At 59.8% G+C, this 16,400-nt stretch carries 11 protein-coding genes; 8 read left to right on the top strand and 3 right to left on the bottom strand.

Features of this window, described 5'->3' with window-relative positions:
- Positions 1-10: 10 nt before the first annotated feature.
- Positions 11-1,111 carry an NAD(P)H-dependent flavin oxidoreductase gene (locus KFE13_RS10345; protein ID WP_260703037.1) on the top strand — a complete coding sequence of 367 codons (1,101 nt, stop codon included), beginning with the start codon at positions 11-13 and terminating at the stop codon, positions 1,109-1,111.
- A gap of 430 nt (positions 1,112-1,541) precedes the next feature.
- Here the strand turns inward: KFE13_RS10345 and KFE13_RS10340 are convergent, their stop codons facing one another.
- Positions 1,542-2,387: a DUF1003 domain-containing protein gene (locus KFE13_RS10340; RefSeq protein WP_260703036.1), complete on the bottom strand. Its 846-nt coding sequence runs from the start codon at positions 2,385-2,387 to the stop codon at positions 1,542-1,544.
- A 193-nt stretch (positions 2,388-2,580) separates the two neighbouring features.
- On the opposite strand from KFE13_RS10340, the gene KFE13_RS10335 reads away from it, so the two are divergent.
- The 7 genes from KFE13_RS10335 (at position 2,581) to KFE13_RS10305 (ending at position 11,093) form a co-directional block, all read left to right on the top strand.
- The gene (locus KFE13_RS10335; protein ID WP_260703035.1) at positions 2,581-4,443 is read left to right on the top strand and encodes an APC family permease; all 1,863 of its coding nucleotides are present in this window, start codon (positions 2,581-2,583) and stop codon (positions 4,441-4,443) included.
- Between the two features lie 72 nt (positions 4,444-4,515).
- Positions 4,516-5,799: a serine hydrolase domain-containing protein gene (locus KFE13_RS10330; RefSeq protein ID WP_260703034.1), complete on the top strand. Its 1,284-nt coding sequence runs from the start codon at positions 4,516-4,518 to the stop codon at positions 5,797-5,799.
- 75 nt (positions 5,800-5,874) lie between these two features.
- On the top strand, positions 5,875-6,393 hold the full coding sequence (locus KFE13_RS10325) for a DinB family protein (protein ID WP_260703033.1): 519 nt from the start codon (positions 5,875-5,877) through the stop codon (positions 6,391-6,393).
- A 104-nt stretch (positions 6,394-6,497) separates the two neighbouring features.
- Entirely contained in the window at positions 6,498-7,901 is a 1,404-nt protein-coding gene (locus tag KFE13_RS10320) for an FAD/NAD(P)-binding protein (protein WP_260703032.1), read from the top strand.
- Between the two features lie 78 nt (positions 7,902-7,979).
- Complete coding sequence (locus KFE13_RS10315; RefSeq protein ID WP_260703031.1) at positions 7,980-8,903, top strand: LysR family transcriptional regulator; 924 nt, start codon at positions 7,980-7,982, stop codon at positions 8,901-8,903.
- Between the two features lie 39 nt (positions 8,904-8,942).
- Entirely contained in the window at positions 8,943-10,334 is a 1,392-nt protein-coding gene (locus KFE13_RS10310) for an MBL fold metallo-hydrolase (RefSeq protein ID WP_260703030.1), read from the top strand.
- Positions 10,335-10,472: 138 nt separating this feature from the next.
- The gene (locus tag KFE13_RS10305) at positions 10,473-11,093 is read left to right on the top strand and encodes a Jag family protein (protein ID WP_260703029.1); all 621 of its coding nucleotides are present in this window, start codon (positions 10,473-10,475) and stop codon (positions 11,091-11,093) included.
- A gap of 902 nt (positions 11,094-11,995) precedes the next feature.
- On the opposite strand, the gene KFE13_RS10300 is transcribed toward KFE13_RS10305, so the two are convergent.
- Positions 11,996-12,664, bottom strand: coding sequence for a PEP-CTERM sorting domain-containing protein (locus KFE13_RS10300; protein WP_260703028.1), 669 nt, complete (start codon positions 12,662-12,664; stop codon positions 11,996-11,998).
- Positions 12,665-13,016: 352 nt separating this feature from the next.
- Positions 13,017-16,178 (bottom strand): TonB-dependent receptor, encoded by a 3,162-nt coding sequence (locus tag KFE13_RS10295; RefSeq protein WP_260703027.1) that lies wholly within the window; start codon positions 16,176-16,178, stop codon positions 13,017-13,019.
- Positions 16,179-16,400: the final 222 nt, after the last annotated feature.

Raw genomic sequence — 16,400 nt, 5'->3', positions numbered from 1 at the left:
CCACCCACGAATGCCCGATAATGCTCCTATGCAAGCGTGGCCGAATCGACGTCTGCTGGATCTGCTGCAGCTCGACATTCCCATCATTCAGGCGCCGATGGCCGCAGCCGATTCCATCGCGCTCGCACGCAGCGTATCCTCCACCGGAGCACTCGGGTCCTTAGCCTGCGCGCTGCTCCCTGCCGATGAAATTCGCAAAGCGGCTCTCGCCCTCCGGCACGACACGCAGCGTCCCTTCAATCTCAACTTCTTCTGCCACACCATGGAATCTCCCGATTCCTCCGCGCACGAGCGATGGAAGAATTTCCTGCGATCGCACTACCAGCGCCTCGGGCTCGACATCGACGCCGTACCCGAAAGCCGCCTCCGCCTGCCGTTCGACGACGAGACGTGCGCCGTCGTCGAAGAGATTGCCCCCACGGTCGTCAGTTTCCACTTCGGACTTCCCTCCTCCGGCCTGATGGAGCGGCTCAGGAAGCGCGGAATCAAAATCCTGGCGTCTGCCACCAGCGTCAAAGAAGCCCTCTGGCTCGAGCAGCACGGATGCGATGCCGTCATCGTGCAAGGCTTCGAGGCCGGCGGCCACCGCGCCATGTTTCTCGAAACCAGCGTCGCCACACAGGTAGGTCTCTTCGCCCTGTTGCCTCAGGTTGTCGACGCGGTTTCTATCCCTGTCATTGCGGCCGGAGGTATCGCCGATGCGCGCGGTATCGTGGCCGCTCTCGCGCTTGGAGCCTCCGGCGTGCAGATCGGCACGGCCTATCTCTTCTGCCCCGAAGCAAAGATCTCTCCGCTCTACCGCCACGCGCTCCAACAGGCGGCCGACACCGGCACCGTCATCACAAACCTATTCAGCGGACGTCCCGCCAGGGGCATCCTCAATCATTACCTCGCCGAGGCTGGACCCATGTCCGATGCCGCGCTTCCTTTTCCCTACGCCGCTACGCTGGTCGCACCCCTGCGCGCTGCGTCCGAGAAGGGCGGTTCGTTCGATTACATGCAGCTCTGGGCTGGCCAGGCGGCAAAACTCGCCCACACCATGCCCGCCGCCGACCTCACCCGCAAGCTGGCCACCGAGGCGCTTCAACGTCTCTATCCCGGACGCTCGTGACAAAGCCTCGATGCCTCTTCCGTCCCGACACACGTTTGCGAGCCATCCGCCAGCAACACGAACCGCCTCTAGGTACGCCAAGCCTTTAGGCTTGGCCCTCTCCATCCAGCCGCCGCGAAGCGGCACCGCTCTGCCGAAGGCCGGAGTGAAGCCGAAAGGCGAAACGACCCCCAGCCAGCTTGAGCGAAAACCTTGTCAAGCCCCCCAAAATCACAACTCCCTCATTCCAAAGCAAATAAACCCACAAAAATCTGCCGATTAATTTCCCTCATTTCGATACACTTAAATCAGCAAACAAAAAAGCCCCGGTCCAAAAGGACCGGGGCTAACTCTTTATAAATCAATATTTTGATACGTAACTTACATCAAATCAATATTTTAGCTTCAATCTATCGATCTAAGTCAAATAGAATGAATATTTTGCACAAAACTAACCCGGGGGGAGGGGGGCTTGGGGCCGCAACATATCCTCCACATCGCCGATCTTGTCCACAATCAGGTTCAGCTTCGCGCTCAGCGCCTGAATCTCAGCCTCGGCCCGGCGGTTCACGTCGAAGTCCAGCTCGCTGCGCAAGCGGTCCTTCGTGTCCTGCCGGTTCTGGCTCATCATGATCACCGGAGCCTGAATCGCCGCCAGCATCGACAGAAACAGATTCAGCAGGATAAACGGATAGGGGTCCCAGATATGGCCCTTCGCGAAGATGTTGACGCAGGTGTAGACCACCAGCACCACGAGGAACGAGATGATGAAGTTCCACGAGCCGCCAAAATGTGCCACCGCATCGGCGATGTGGTCGCCGAACGTCGTCTCATCTTCGATCACCTGGTTTGGGTTGCGGCTGGCGCGTAGCTGAATCAGCCGCTGCGAGGCATGGAACTGCCTGCCCAGCATCGTCAGCATGTCGAGCCCGGCCATCGGCTTCCGCTTCAACAGCTCGGCGATATCGTGACGATCCAGCTCCACACACACCGTCTCCTCCATCGCCATCGCGTTCGATTGGTGCGGCGTCTCGTCGAGCATCGACGCAAAACCGAAGAAGCCGCCATGCGCCGGCTCCTCGATCAGCACCTCCTGCTGGTCTTCATCGACGGTCGTCACGCGCACCTTGCCCGACATCAGAATGTACGCGCGGTTGCCCGCCTCGCCGATCCTGAAGATGCGCTGCCGCGCGGCAAATCGTCTGATCTCAACCTGCGCCGCCAGCACCGCAAGCTCTTCCTGGTCCAGCAACTCAAATAAAGGAACATGTTTCAACTCTTCAGGGTCACAGGGCATAAAGGTTCTCTCTTATCTCAAAATGTCAGTACGCGAACGAAGATTAGCAGAGACGAGCCATGTTGCAGCAGCGTTACATCGTCCTTCCAAACGCAATTGCTCTTGAAAAATCAGGAAATCTTATAGTTTTCTTACACCCAAACAGTTATCGTCTTCGACGAGGAGCAGGCGATCTTCCGCGCCTGAAGACTGCATGTCCTGGTTTGACGTTGTACTTGGTAAGCCTCTGGCAACAAGCGAAGAGCGCGCCGAACATATTGGCCCTGTCAGCGGAATCCCCGTCTTCGGTCTCGACGCCCTCAGCTCGGCTGCATATGGCCCTGAAGCCGCGCTGACCCTGCTGATCCCGCTCGGCCTGCTGGGACTTCCGTATATCGTTCCCATCAGCCTCGCCATCATCGGCCTGCTGGTCATTGTCTACTTCTCCTACTGCCAGACGATCGACGCCTACCCGCACGGCGGAGGCAGCTACACGGTCGCGTCCGAAAACCTGGGCGAGAACGCCGGTCTGCTCGCCGCTGCCGCCCTGCTGATCGACTACATCCTCAACTCCGCCGTCGGCATCTCGGCGGGCGTAGGCGCGCTCGTCTCCGCGTTCCCCAGGTTCGAGTCGCACCGTCTGCTGCTCTGCCTTGTTATCCTCGCCATCCTCACTCTGATCAACATGCGCGGCGTCAAAGACACCGGCACAGCTTTCCTCGTGCCGACATACCTCTTTCTCGGCACGCTGCTGCTGGTGCTCGGCGTCGGCGCCGTACGAGCATTCGCCGCCAACGGGCATCCAGCGCCTGTCACCATGCCTCCGCACCTGCCGATGGCGACAGCGACGGTTTCGCTGTGGCTGCTGTTGAAGGTCTTCGCCAGCGGCTGCACCGCGCTCACCGGCGTTGAAGCCGTCAGCAACGGCGTAATGGCCTTCCGCGATCCGACGCAGAAAAACGCCAAACGCACACTGACTATCATCATCCTGTTGCTGATGATCTTCCTCGCCGGAATCGCGCTGCTCTGCCGCGCTTACTCCATCGGTGCAACAGACCCAAGCGGCGCAGGCTACGAGAGCGTGCTCTCCCAGCTGATCGCCGCCGTCATGGGACGCGGCTGGTTCTACTACGTCTCCATGGGATCGATTCTCAGTGTGCTCGCGCTCTCGGCAAACACATCATTTGCCGATTTCCCCCGCCTGACGCGTGCCATCGCGCTGCACGACTATCTACCGCACGTCTTTATCGTTCGCGGACGCCGTCTGCTCTACTCGCACGGCATCTACGCGCTGGTAGGATTCACCGCGCTGCTGCTGATCATGTTCGGCGGCATCACCGACCGCCTGATTCCACTCTTCGCCATCGGCGCCTTCCTCGCCTTCACGCTCTCGCAGGCAGGCATGGTTATGCACTGGAAGCGTGCGCCCGGTAAAGGAACGCACGCACGCATGGTCATCAACGGCGTTGGTGCGCTGGCCACAGGCATCACGCTGCTCGTGGTGCTCGTAGCGAAGCTCCGAGAAGGCGCATGGGTGACGGCGCTGATGGTGCTGCTGCTGATCGTCCTCATGAAGTCGGTGAAGCGCCACTACCAGAGTGTGGACCAGGAGATCGCCGTCGACCATCCGCTCTGCCTCGACAATATGGCTGCACCGCTGGTCATCGTGCCCCTCGACCGCTGGACCCGCATCACGGAAAAAGGCCTCCGCTTCGCACTCAAGATCAGCGATCACGTGCAAGCCGTGCACGTCGATGCCGAAGAGTGCTCCGACGTCGTCAAGGAGATGTGGCAGCGCAACGTCGTTGCGCCGGTGAGTGCCTCGGGACGCATCGTGCCGGAGCTGATCTTCCTCAACTCGCCGTATCGCTTTGTGCTGTCGCCGCTGGTTGACTACATCCTCGAAGTGGAGCGAAAGCATCCCGACCGCCAGATCGCCGTGCTCGTGCCGGAGCTGATCGTCAAGCATTGGTACCAGACACCGATGCACAACCAGCGCGCGCAGGTATTGAAGCTGATGTTGCTGGTGCGCGGCAATCAACGCATCACCGTGATCAATATTCCCTGGTATTTGTAGCGTTGCGGTAGCCTATGATACCGGCATGGATACCGGCATTCATGCCGAACCGGTATGCTTGCCATCAGAGCTATGCGACTCATCACTGCTACTTTCCTTCTGCTTGTCACTGCCGGACTTCATGCCGCCGGCCCCACGCTGCCGACGATCCGCCGTCTTGATGGCAAAAAGATTACCGTCGCTGAAGCCGACGCGCTCGCACGGCGCGTACTGGCCGAAAATCATGTCGCAGGCGCAGAGATTGCCGTCATCAACGACGGACAGCTTGCGTGGATCGGCGCGTATGGCGTCCGCGATATGCAGCTTCATCTCGCCATGCAGCCCGACACGACGACGTGGGCCGCTTCGATCACGAAGAGCGTCTTCGCCACCTATGTGATGCAGCTATCAGAGCAGGGCGTGATTCCGCTCGACACGCCGGTTGCGCAGCTGTTGCCCAAGCCGCTCGACAGCTACGCCGACTATCACGACACGGCATCGGAGCTGGTGCGCGATCCGCGCTACGCGCAGATAACGCCGCGCATGCTGCTGGCACATACTTCAGGTCTCGCGAACTTTGCCTACCTGGAGACGGACAAGAAGATGCATCTGCACTTCACGCCGGGCTCACAGTTTGCGTACTCGGGCGACGGTATCAATCTGCTGCAGCTTGTAGTCGAGCAGAAGATGCAGAAGCCACTGCAGGCGCTGATGCAGGAGGCCATCTTCACACCGCTCGCCATGCGCCAGACTTCGCTGGTTTGGAATGCGGCCTTCGGCGGCAACGTTGCCGATCGCTACGATGCTGACGGCAAATTCATTTCGCACACACGACGAGACAACGCACGCGCTGCGGGTTCTATGACGACCTCAGCGCAGGATCTCGCCAACTTCACCACCGCTCTGTTAGCCAAACCAAAGACTGGCACAGCGACACGCATCGCGCGTGACCTGGCAGGCATGCCGCTCAGCGACACCGGCACACCGGTCTTTGCGCCGCTGCTGAAGCCCGACACGTTCAAGCAGATGCTGACGCCCGTCATCCAGATCGATACGCTGCATCAGTTCCCGACGTTCGATGCAGAGAAGGGCACCGAAGCCCCAGCTGTCGGGTTAGCGTATGGATTGGGCTGGGGCCTGCTGACGAAGACAGCCTTCGGTCCGGCCTTCTTCAAGGAAGGCCACGGCGACGGCGCGCAGAACTATATGATCTGCTTCACCAAACGCCGCGACTGCATGATCATTCTCACCAACAGCGACAACGGAGAGCCGGCATTCCGTCCGCTGCTCGAAGGCATCCTCGGCGACACGGCGACACCCTGGACGTGGGAGGGCTATACCCGCGAAGGGATTCTGGCTTCGCGTGAAAAACATTGATGCAGGTGTTTTTAAAGCCCGCACGAGTTGCTTCACTTTTCGAACCAGGCTCCATCGCACTATCATCGAAATTGCATGAGCAACATATCTGCCTGGTTTGAGCGCCGTTTTGACTTTGCCTTTCCTGCCGAGCTTCTGCCGAATACGCTTGCGCGTCTACGCGGCACGCCGGCTCGGCTCGATGAGATTCTTCGCAACCGGCCGCAGACCGTGCTGACGGAAAAGTCAGAGGGCAAATGGTCGGCACAGGAGCATGCTGGCCACCTTGTCGATCTGGAACCGCTGTGGCTCGCGCGCGTCAACGACTATGTCGCCGGAGCCGATCAGCTTACGCCAACCGATCTGCAGAACCGCAAGACGGATGAAGCCAACCATAACGGCAGCGCACTTGAAGATATCCTCTTCCGTTTTCGCACGCATCGCATCCAACTGCTCAACCGCATCGCGCAGCTCGATAACGAGCCTTTTAGGCGCACGATTCCGCATCCACGCATGAAGACGCCGATGCGCCTGGTCGACCACCTCTACTTTGTCGCAGAACACGACGACCATCACCTGGCGAAGATATGGCAGCACGTTAGCAAACCGCTCTGAATCAATACAAAGACGCCTGTGCGTGCTGCGCTTATACCGCATAAGAATTAGCGAATTCCATCGCGCGCCGCTCCGCGCTCTAATCGCTTCAGGAGAAAGAAGCGATGAATACAGCAGACGCAGCGTACAAAACAGTCGCCATCATCGGCGGAGGCGTCTCGGGCGCGCTGACGGCTTATCATCTCGTCCAGCAGAGTCGCGAGGCAGCCGTTGCCTTGCGCATTGTTCTGATTGACCCCAGCGCCGATCCCGGCAAGGGGCTTGCATATTCGACGCCGAGCCTGCGGCATTTGCTCAATGTTCCAGCGGGCAAGATCAGCGCGCTGCCCGCCGATCCCGGCCACTTCTTACGTTGGTTGCGCGCAAATTACGATCCGCATGCGACGGCCTTCACCTTTGCTCCACGAGCCGTCTTCGGTCGCTATATCCGTTCTATCTATGCGCAGGCTGTACGTGCTGTCGAGCATATACAGCTATCCGTCACCGATGTGAGCGACATCGCCGACGGCGTGGAGTTGAGGCTGAGCGATGGCAGCATGCTGAAGGCCAGCTATGTTGTGCTGGCGACCGGCAACTTCGATCCACCGATGCTCCCGGGCGTTGAGGCGGAGGCTCTCGCCAGAGGTGTCTATCGCAACAACGCGTGGCTGCCGGATACCTTCGACCACCTCGACCCTGACGCGTCCGTTACGCTTGTCGGCACGGGTCTCACCAGCATTGACGTGCTGCAGCGGCTGCGCGAGCTTGGCCATCGCGGTGTTGTTACGGCTATCTCGCGTCACGGTGTCTTCCCCAGCCGCCACGCTGAGTACACGCCCGCAGCAACGTATGCGATCCCCGCAGGAACGCCAGCAACCTGCGTTGCGTACCTGCGTGCGCTGCGCGGAGCAATTGCCAGCGGCATCGAGTGGCGCGCGGCAATCGACAGCCTGCGCAGCACCACCAACGATCTCTGGCTTGCGCTTCCTCTCAGCGAGCAGCGCCGCTTTCGTCGTCATCTACAGCGCCGCTGGGACGTCGTGCGGCATCGCATGGCTGCATCGATTGCGGACTTCATCGACGCAGAGCTGGCCGCAGGCACACTCATGGTTCGCGAAGGTTCATTCGCGGGAGTTGCGATGATCGAAGATCACGCTGAAGTTTCTGTGCGTGGTCATGATGCAACGGAAAGTTTTGCAACGGCTCGTGTGATCAACTGTACTGGCCCCAGCATGAACTATCGCAGCGTCGCCTCGCCGCTCTTCCGCAACCTCTTCGCGAAGGGCATTGCTACTCCCGGCCCGATGGGTGGCGGCTTCCATATAGACACAACCGGCGCATTGATCGATGAAAGTGGCCGCGTTTCGACGAAGCTGTACTGCGTTGGCCCGGGAAGGCTGGGAACGCTGATTGAGTCCATCGCCGTGCCTGAGATTCGCGAGCAGGCTTGCGAAACGGCCGCGCTAATCGTCGGTCACAGTGCTGTGTCTTTGATTGAGCCGCAAGCTGCGCTTGCAGTTGCCGTCTGAATGAGCGCGAAAAGAGATTCTCGAACAGAATGCTGCGCTCTTGTTTAGGATCATTCGAGAAGGGTTCGCATACGCACCATGATTGAAAACTTCCGCCTGCGCGTCTTCCGCTCCGTTGCCCGCCATCTCAGCTTTAGCCGCGCTGCCGAAGAGCTGCTGCTCACACAGCCTGCCGTCACGCAGCAGATCAAAGCGCTGGAAGACGAGTTCGGCGTGCCGCTCTTCGATCGCGGCGGAGGACGCATTGCGCTCACTGCCGGAGGCCAGGCCCTGCTGCCCTTCGCTGAAAAGATGCGCGAGATTGGTGACGAAGCCATCGCTGCTGTCGCCGAGGCCAACGGGCATCACGCTGGCACGCTGGAGCTTGGTGCTTCGCAGACCATCGGCCAGTACGTGCTGCCAAATCTTATCGCCGAATTTCTTAAGACGCAGCCGCGTGTTCACATCACTGCTCGCAGCGGCAATACCGGTCAGATGCTGGAGGCGCTACTGGCGCGGCAGATCCATCTTGCGCTGATCGAAGGCCCGGAGCAGCGCAAGGATATCCGCGTCGAGCCCTTCATGGTCGACCATATGGAACTTGTCGTTCCCGCGGGCCACGAGTGGGCCGATCACGAGATCGAGCCCGCGATGCTTGCCCAGCAACCGCTGCTGATGCGTGAGTTTGGCTCGGGCTCGCGCCGCGTGATCGAGCAGGCGCTGACAGCCGCAGGCGTGAAGCCTAAGGATCTGCGCGTCAGTATGGAACTGGATTCGACCGAAGGCCTGCTCTCTGCAGTTGAGGCTGGTTTAGGCGTCACGTTTGTCTCGCGATGGGCTGTGCGCAATCAGCTTGCGTTGGGTACGCTGAAGCTGGCGCGCGTACGTGGGCTGAAACTCGCACGGCGGTTCTCCATGGCGTATCCTGCAGGCCCTGCGCCTGCGGGTGCCGTCGGTGCATTCCGCAGCTTCCTGCTCGCGCGTATCGAAACCACAGGCCGTCGTCGCCGCGGTGGAGCTTAGCGGTGAAACAGCGCGTTCGGGAGCGCGAAAGGGGCGTTGATGAAGATCGAGCGGTTTCAAGTTCCGGGCCTTGCGCAGTACTCGTATGTGGTCTCCGATGGCGGGCAGGCCGTCGTGATCGATCCTATCCGCGACACGGATCGCTATCTCGATTACGCGGCGCGCATGGAGCTACGCATCGTCTCCATCGTGGAGACGCATATCCACGCGGACTTCGCTGCTGGCTCTACGGCGCTGGCGCAGTCGACTGGTGCGGAACTGGCATTGAGCGCATACGACCAGAATGAGCGTTATCGCTATACGATGCCGCATCGCACGCTGCATGATGGCGACTCCATCGTTGTTGGCTCGTTGCATCTACAGGTGCTGCACACGCCCGGACACACGCCGGAGCATCTCTCCTTCCTTCTCTTCAACGGCGCATCGTCGGTACACGCGGCCATGTTCAGTGGCGACTTTATTTTTGTCGGTTCGCTCGGCCGCCCTGACCTGCTGGGTGAAGAGGCGAAGCTTTCGCTGGCGCACGAGCTGTATCGCAGTCTTCATCAAAGGATTGCTGCGCTGCCCGATGGTTTGCTGGTCTATCCAGGTCATGGCGCAGGTTCGCTTTGCGGTGCGGGCATCAGCGAGCGTACGGAGACGACGCTGGGTTATGAGCGCGCTACGAATCCGTTCTTTCGTTATGGCGAAGAGGAGTTTGTGACGAAGATTCTCGCCAGCGTTCCTCCCATGCCGGCGTATTACCCGCGCATGAAGGAGTTGAATAGCATTGGCGCTCCGGTGCTTTCTGCGTTGCCGGGCGTCGCGGCGTTTTCTGCCGAGCAGGTGGATGTGCTGCTTGGCAGCATTGCTGGCGTCACACTGCTTGACCTGCGCAGCCCGGAGGCCTTTGGCGGCGCGCATGTGCGCGGCTCGATCAACATCGCGGCAGGCGACAATCTATCGTTGTGGGCTGGCTGGCTGCTCGATCCGAAGCTGCCGATTGTGCTGATCGGCTCGGAGGGCGACGAGTACGAAGCGCGGAGATCCCTGATTCGCGTTGGGCTGGATAACATCGCCGGATATCTCGACCGCGGAATAAGCGCGTGGATTCTGTCAGGACGCGATTTTGCTACTACGACGCAGAAAACCGTGAATGAGGTCGCGGCGCTGTCACAGGCAAATATCAGCGGAGACGACGCGACGTTGATCCTCGACGTGCGGAGCGACCAGGAGCGCAGCGGTTCGAGCATTCCGGGATCGCATCACATCATGCTTGGCGATCTCGCGCATCTGTTCGGCCGGCTGCCGCGCGATCGCGAGATTATTACCGTGTGCGGCAGTGGTTATCGATCGAGCATTGCGGCCAGCCTGCTGGCGCGGGCCGGATTCGAGTGCGTTGCCAGCATGAGCGGCGGAATGATGGCCTGGGCGAAGCGCTCCGCAAAGTAAGGCGTCCGGTGAGTTAGCCAACGGTTGCTGGTATTTATTTTTGGCGCAGGTGAACCCCAACGGGCAAAGGGGAGTCTAATCTTTTACCCCTTGTTTGAACCTTGCCTCGGTTAATTCCGTATACTGGGTACGTCACACATGGAAGCCCCGGAAGTACAAAAACAGAAGGTAGCTGACTTCCTGCAGACGCTAATCTCCCCGGGCCGTCTGAACCTGAAGTTCAACATCCTTGCCTGCAACGGCCAAGTGCAACCCAACGCCAGCGAGTCAGCCGGTGCGGTCGAGCCTGTGCCAGCCTCAACGAAAAAACAACCTTCTTCTTCCTCCTCCGATTCGCAGATCTGCGTGGAGTTTACCGGTCCTGATGTTTCGCTGTTGCTGGCGCGCAACGGAGAGCTGCTGCTGGCGATGGAGCATGTCGCTGCGAAGATCCTGCGCTTCGAGCACGAGGAACATGACCGTATCTCCTTCGACGCCAATAATTACAAGCTGCTGCGTCACCAGGAGCTGCGGATGGCTGCTGAAGCTGCCATCGAGCGGGTGCGTCGCACCGGTCAGCCGTTTGCCTTTGCGCCGATGAGCTCGCGCGAGCGCCGGTTGCTGCACCTGGAGCTTGCCGCCTCTGGTTTGCCAACGGCTTCTTCGGGAGAGGGAGCACGGCGATTTGTCGTTCTCTATCCCGAGGGCGAGGCGCCACCCCCAGCGCCGAGCAAGGATGACCGCGCGCAGGCTATCCGCCAGCGTTTCCGCCGCCGCTAACCCCCCCTGTACCTTTTTCGGCAAGCGCTTTATTTTCTTGCGTTTGGATGATTTGCACAGGGCAAAATATTGATTTGATGTGGGTTAGGTGTCAAAATATTGATTTATAAAGAGTTAGCCCCGGTCCTTTTGGATCGGGCTTTTTTGTTTGGTGATTTAAGTGTAGCGAAGTGAGGGGAACTCATCGGCAGATTTTTGTGGGTTTATTTGCTTTGGAATGAGTGAGTTGTGATTTTTGGGGGCTTGACAAGGTTTTTCGCTCAAGCTGGCTGGGGGTCGTTTCGCCTTCGGCTTCACTCCGGCCTTCGGCAGAGTGGTGGCCGCTTCGCGGCGGTTTCTATTTAGAGGGCTAAGCCTGAAGCTTGGCATACCTAGAGGCGGTTGGTGGCGTGGATGCGGAGACGCCCTGGGTTGAAAGCCTGGAAGTGGTTCGCGCTGCTGCGCGAATCGCCCCATCCCATGTCGCGATGAAGCTGTGCCATGAGTGGGCACTCAGCTTTAGTGGTTGGAAGAGGTCCCCTTTGGTGCGTACTGGATTGGCGCTCCTCGTATGCATCTGTTGGTCGTGCCATGGATGAGCACCTGTTTTGGTGATGGCCGGGAGGTAATTGTGCGATCCCACCTTAGCTCGCTGTGCGAGCGAAGATGGGGCACCCGCTTTCGTGGCTGGGAGGAGGCTCCGCTGGGGTGCGCTAGAGATGGGGCCTCGCTTATGGTGGCGGGGAGAAGGCTCCACTTGGTGCGGGGTGGATGGTCGTTTTACGGAGCTGTTTGTGGCGCTACGGATGGCACCTGCTTGTGGTGCGTCATGGATGGGCGCTCGTCGTGCGCAGCTGTTGGTGGGCCAGGGGAGATTTTCGGGGTGTTCTGCGTAGCATAGCCGCCTTGCGGCGGCTATGGATTTAGTTGCGAGCGAAGCGGCGGCGCAGCATACCGGCTGCTCCAAGGGCACCTGTGGCCAGGAGCACGAAGCTTCCCGGCTCCGGCGTGACTGCCGGAGGAGGAGGCGGTGGAGGCGGCGGCGGACCACCGCCATTCCCCGGATTTCCCGGGGGGACCACCGATCCGCCGCCACCCGGGCCAGTCGGAAGCGAAGGAATGCCAGAGACAGGGTAGCTAGTGGGGTTGTTCTGCGAGACGAGCGAGTTCCTGGCTGGCAGAGCACCCAGGCCGGGGGTTTCGTCTTCGGCGCCACGGTCGGCAATGAAGGCAGGAGCAGGATCGGCAGGCAGGTTTCCGAGGACTGGATCGTCGAGTCCGATTTCTCCGCAGGCGAGTTCCATCTTGTGGAGGGCTTCTTCACGGGTCATCTTCGGACGCATGAAGCGGGCAGGCAGTACGCGGGCCTTCGGCTTCGGCTTGCTGGTGGTCAGTGCCACAACTTTACGATGGACATAGTGATGCAGCCGGTGACGCGCGGCATTGGCCTTTTGAACCGTGGGAGAGTTTTCCAGCGCGTTGCGGTATTCGGCGATCCAGCGCTCGCACTCTGTCGAGGCGTGGAGCCGTACACCTGTCGCAACGGTAGCGAAGACCAACAAGAGAGCCAAGGCGAAGATCGAGCGGCGCATGTTAATAACCCAAGGGACCCGGACAGCTCATCACCATCCATCGGAGTCGAAGCAATGCTATCTAGCATGCAATTCATAGACCAAAGGTTACGAGGGGGTTTCTGCCGCCATTTGTGTGCAAGTTGCAGCATGGGATGCCATAAATTTTCCCTTTTCGTGGGGAGAGTGGAAAAACATTTTCCCTCAAACATAGGCAACTATTTGCACATTCCCCATATCTCGCTGTTGCACCATAAGTAAACGTCAACCCCCGAAGGAGTTAAGGGTGCTTTGTCCTCGTTCCGGGGGCGAAAGAAAGGGGAGGCGTCTTTTGAGACGTCCTCCCCGGGGGCAAGTTGCAGCAGTAAGGCGGTTAGAAGAGGTACTTCACGGCAAGCTGCAGCTCGCGGTTGTTGATGCGGGTTGAGGAGATCTGGCCGAAGTCATCGGCTCCCCACGACGCGGACGGGTTGTCGAACTGCGGCGTGTTGAGCGCATTGAAGGCCTCGAAGCGGACCTGAAGGCTGTGGGTTTCGGCATAGGGCATGATGAAGTTCTTCATGACCGAGGCGCTTACGGTCTTCACACCGGTGCCGGTGAGATAGTTCCTCGGCGTGGTTCCGAAGGCGTAGCCGCTGGAGACGAAGGCATCGGGGTTGTACCAGCCGTTCAGGACGGACTTGTTGTTGACGTATGGGCTGACACCCTGCACGAGGCTGGGGCGCTGCCAGGGATTATCGACGTTCTGAGCATCGTTGCTTTGGGTGACGTTGATGGGAGTGCCGCTTGCCAGATTGACGAGTCCATTGAGCGTCCAGCCGTTGATGCCGTATCCGGCGAGACGGTTTTTGGTGAAGTCGGGCAGGCGATAGACGTAGGCCATGACGAAGTTGTGGCGCTGATCGTTGGTTCCCACGGCCCACTCGTGCGGATGACGGACGTCCTGGCAGCCGCAGCCGCCGGCGTTGGTGGAGTTGGCCTGGTTGTCGAACATGTGCGACCAGACATAGGACACGGTCACGTTCGAGCGTGGATTGACGCGCCACTCCAGGTGCTCCTGGAGGGAGTTGTAGTTGGATGCGCCGGTGAAGTCGAGAATGCGGATACGCGCATAGGTGGGATAAGGGCGCCGTGCCTGAATTGCGCCGGGGCCGGGGGTGGGTGAGTTCCAGTAGTGAATGCTGGTGTCGAGGTCGGAGCCCTTGGTGCCGACGTAGGACGAGTCAAGGACGATGTTGCGTCCGAACTGCTGCGAGACGGTGAGGTTCCAGGTCTGCACCATGGCGTCGGGGCGATGGCGGTCGGCGGGGATCGTTACGACGTTGAAGAAGGGCGGGTTGGGATAGAGTGCGGCGGGAACCGGGTTCTGGATGGTTGCCACAGGATTGCTGGTGGGGTTGGTGATGGTGAGGCTTCCCGCAGTCGGAGGGTTGAGCTGCAGGATGTTGATGTTGTCGAATTGTCCGCCGTAGTAGGTGATGCCGTAGCCGCCGCGCACGACGGTGGTGGGAGTGGCACTGTAGGCGAAGCCAACGCGGGGAGCGATGTCGTGGTGCGTGATGCTCCATATATTGTTAAGCCGCTGGCCGGGAGCCGGGGTAAGGACCGGGGTGGCCTGGCTGAAGTCGAGCGTGCGTGTGACGTTGTTGGTGTCGACGGGAGGCGCGTAGATCTCGTAGCGCGCGCCGAGGTTGAGGGTGAGCTTGTCGGTCAGACGCCAGTTGTCCTGGAAGTATTCGGCGGTGCGCCACTGCCGCGCGGCTGTGATGGGTACGCCTTCGGGAGTGACGGAGGTGCGGGGTACGCCGAGGATGAAGTCGGCGGGAGCGTAGCCGGTGATGTCGCCGGTGAAGCTCTGCTGGCCGAAGGGCGTGTTGTTGGTGGTGGCGTTGCCGGCGACTTTGCGAATGTCGGCTCCGAAGAGGAAGGTGTGCTTGCCTCTGGTGAGCGTGACGTTGTCGGCGAGCATGAAGGTGCGGCTGTAGTCGAGGTTCGAGGAAGCGAGGCCGTCGCCCATGCCGAGGAAGCCGGAGATGTTGAGCAGGGGGAAGCCTTCTTCGTTGGGATTGAGGGGGCGTCCGTTGGGGCCGCCGACCTTGAAGCCGTTGATGCCGAGCGATTCGATGGTGAAGCCGGTGCCGGTGCGAAGGCTGAGCTGCTTGACGTGCTCCATGTTGACGCCGACGCGGACCTCGTTGACGAGCGCTGGCGAGAAGACGTGCAGGTACTGCAGCGCGGCGTTGTGCATGGGATAGGTTCCGGTGTAGCGGAAGTTCCGGTTGACGTCGGTGTTGGGGAAGTTGCGCTTGCTGTAGATGTAGTGGATGAAGAGGGAGTCGCGGTCGCTGAACTTGTGATCGATGCGACCAATGAACTGGTTATTGGACTGGTTGCCGATGCTTGAACCGGAGTAGTTGTATCCGCCGGAGAAGGAGCCGTTGGGCAAGGGCATGTACTGGTCGATGATGTTCTTTGAGACAGCGTTTACGGGAATCTGATTGTTGGTGTAGGTGCCGCCGGTGTATGGATTGGTGAGCGTGCCGTCGTAGCTGGAGAAGTCGCCGTTACGTTGCGCGACGGTGAGCACGTTGGCGAGCGATGGGACTTCGGCGATGGAGCGCAGGCCTTCATAGCTGCCGAAGAAGAAGGTTTTGTTGCGATAGATGGGGCCGCCCAGTGTGGCGCCGAACTGATTCTGCTTCAGCACATTCTTTTTGGCGGGTGCGGTGACGAAGTAGTTGCGTGCGTCCACGGCGTCGTTGCGGATGAATTCGAAGGCTGAGCCGTGGAGCTGATTGGTGCCGCTCTTCAGTTGTACGTTTACATTGGTGCCGGCGGAGAAGCCGTACTCTGCGGAGAAGTTGCCGGTCTGCACGCGGAACTCTTCGATCGCATCGACGGAGGGATAGTTGTTGACGTACGCGGAGCGTGTGTTGGTCATCACGATGCCATCGACCTGTACGGCTCCCCAGTCGGCGCGGCCGCTGTTGGATGCGATGGACGAGCCGTCGGTGGAAGAGGAGTGATTGTCGGGGTTGGTGACGCGGACGCCGGGAGTGAGTACGGCGAGGTCGTTGAACTTGCGTCCGTTGAGCGGAAGGTTGACGGTGCGATTGGTGTCGACGGTTGTTCCGAGCGAAGCGTTCTCACTTTGCAGCAGAGGCATTGTCGCGCTGACGTCGACGGTTTGCTGTGTGCCGCTGAGCGACATGGCTACATCGAGATGCACTTGTTGCGAGAGCGCAAGCTGGATGCCGGAGCGGGTTGCCGAAGCGAAGCCCGTGGCGTTGACGGTGACGGTGTAGATGCCGGGGACGAGGTACTGCACACGGTATTGCCCATCGTCGGAGGTTTTAACGGTCTTCTCCTGACCGGTTGCGTTGGCGTGCACGACAACGGTGGCGTTGGGGATTACGGAACCCTGCGGATCGGTGACAGAGCCGAGGATTGCCGTGTCGACGGTTTGCGCGAAGAGCGGTGAGTTCGGAGCGAGAAGCAGAGCAAAGGCGAAACAATAGATAGCCAACTTGCGCATGGGGCCTCCATCGGAAAAGGGGTAGGAGTGGGCCACTGGAGACAGATGGTTCTGCACTCCAGAGACACAGTGTTAGGTTGCCGATCTTAAACGGGGAGCGAATTTCTGGTGAAAATTAGAGCGCGGAATTCGTGAAGGCTGTTACGGCAATTGCCTTACAGAAATGCAGGAATCTCCAAGAAATTTGACGAAAAGATAATTTTCACCAGCGAATGGAGGTAT

The organism is Edaphobacter flagellatus (assembly GCF_025264665.1).
Classification (GTDB): domain Bacteria; phylum Acidobacteriota; class Terriglobia; order Terriglobales; family Acidobacteriaceae; genus Edaphobacter; species Edaphobacter flagellatus.
Note: the sequence above shows the minus strand (reverse complement) of the source record. Positions and strands in the feature narration are given on the sequence as shown.

Bases quoted from the DNA above. Each gene is read 5' to 3' on its own strand.
- KFE13_RS10345 (WP_260703037.1), top strand. From the start codon at position 11: ATGCCCGATAATGCTCCTATGCAAGCGTGGCCGAATCGACGTCTGCTG.
- KFE13_RS10340 (WP_260703036.1), bottom strand. From the start codon at position 2,387: ATGCCCTGTGACCCTGAAGAGTTGAAACATGTTCCTTTATTTGAGTTG.
- KFE13_RS10335 (WP_260703035.1), top strand. From the start codon at position 2,581: ATGTCCTGGTTTGACGTTGTACTTGGTAAGCCTCTGGCAACAAGCGAA.
- KFE13_RS10330 (WP_260703034.1), top strand. From the start codon at position 4,516: ATGCGACTCATCACTGCTACTTTCCTTCTGCTTGTCACTGCCGGACTT.
- KFE13_RS10325 (WP_260703033.1), top strand. From the start codon at position 5,875: ATGAGCAACATATCTGCCTGGTTTGAGCGCCGTTTTGACTTTGCCTTT.
- KFE13_RS10320 (WP_260703032.1), top strand. From the start codon at position 6,498: ATGAATACAGCAGACGCAGCGTACAAAACAGTCGCCATCATCGGCGGA.
- KFE13_RS10315 (WP_260703031.1), top strand. From the start codon at position 7,980: ATGATTGAAAACTTCCGCCTGCGCGTCTTCCGCTCCGTTGCCCGCCAT.
- KFE13_RS10310 (WP_260703030.1), top strand. From the start codon at position 8,943: ATGAAGATCGAGCGGTTTCAAGTTCCGGGCCTTGCGCAGTACTCGTAT.
- KFE13_RS10305 (WP_260703029.1), top strand. From the start codon at position 10,473: ATGGAAGCCCCGGAAGTACAAAAACAGAAGGTAGCTGACTTCCTGCAG.
- KFE13_RS10300 (WP_260703028.1), bottom strand. From the start codon at position 12,664: ATGCGCCGCTCGATCTTCGCCTTGGCTCTCTTGTTGGTCTTCGCTACC.
- KFE13_RS10295 (WP_260703027.1), bottom strand. From the start codon at position 16,178: ATGCGCAAGTTGGCTATCTATTGTTTCGCCTTTGCTCTGCTTCTCGCT.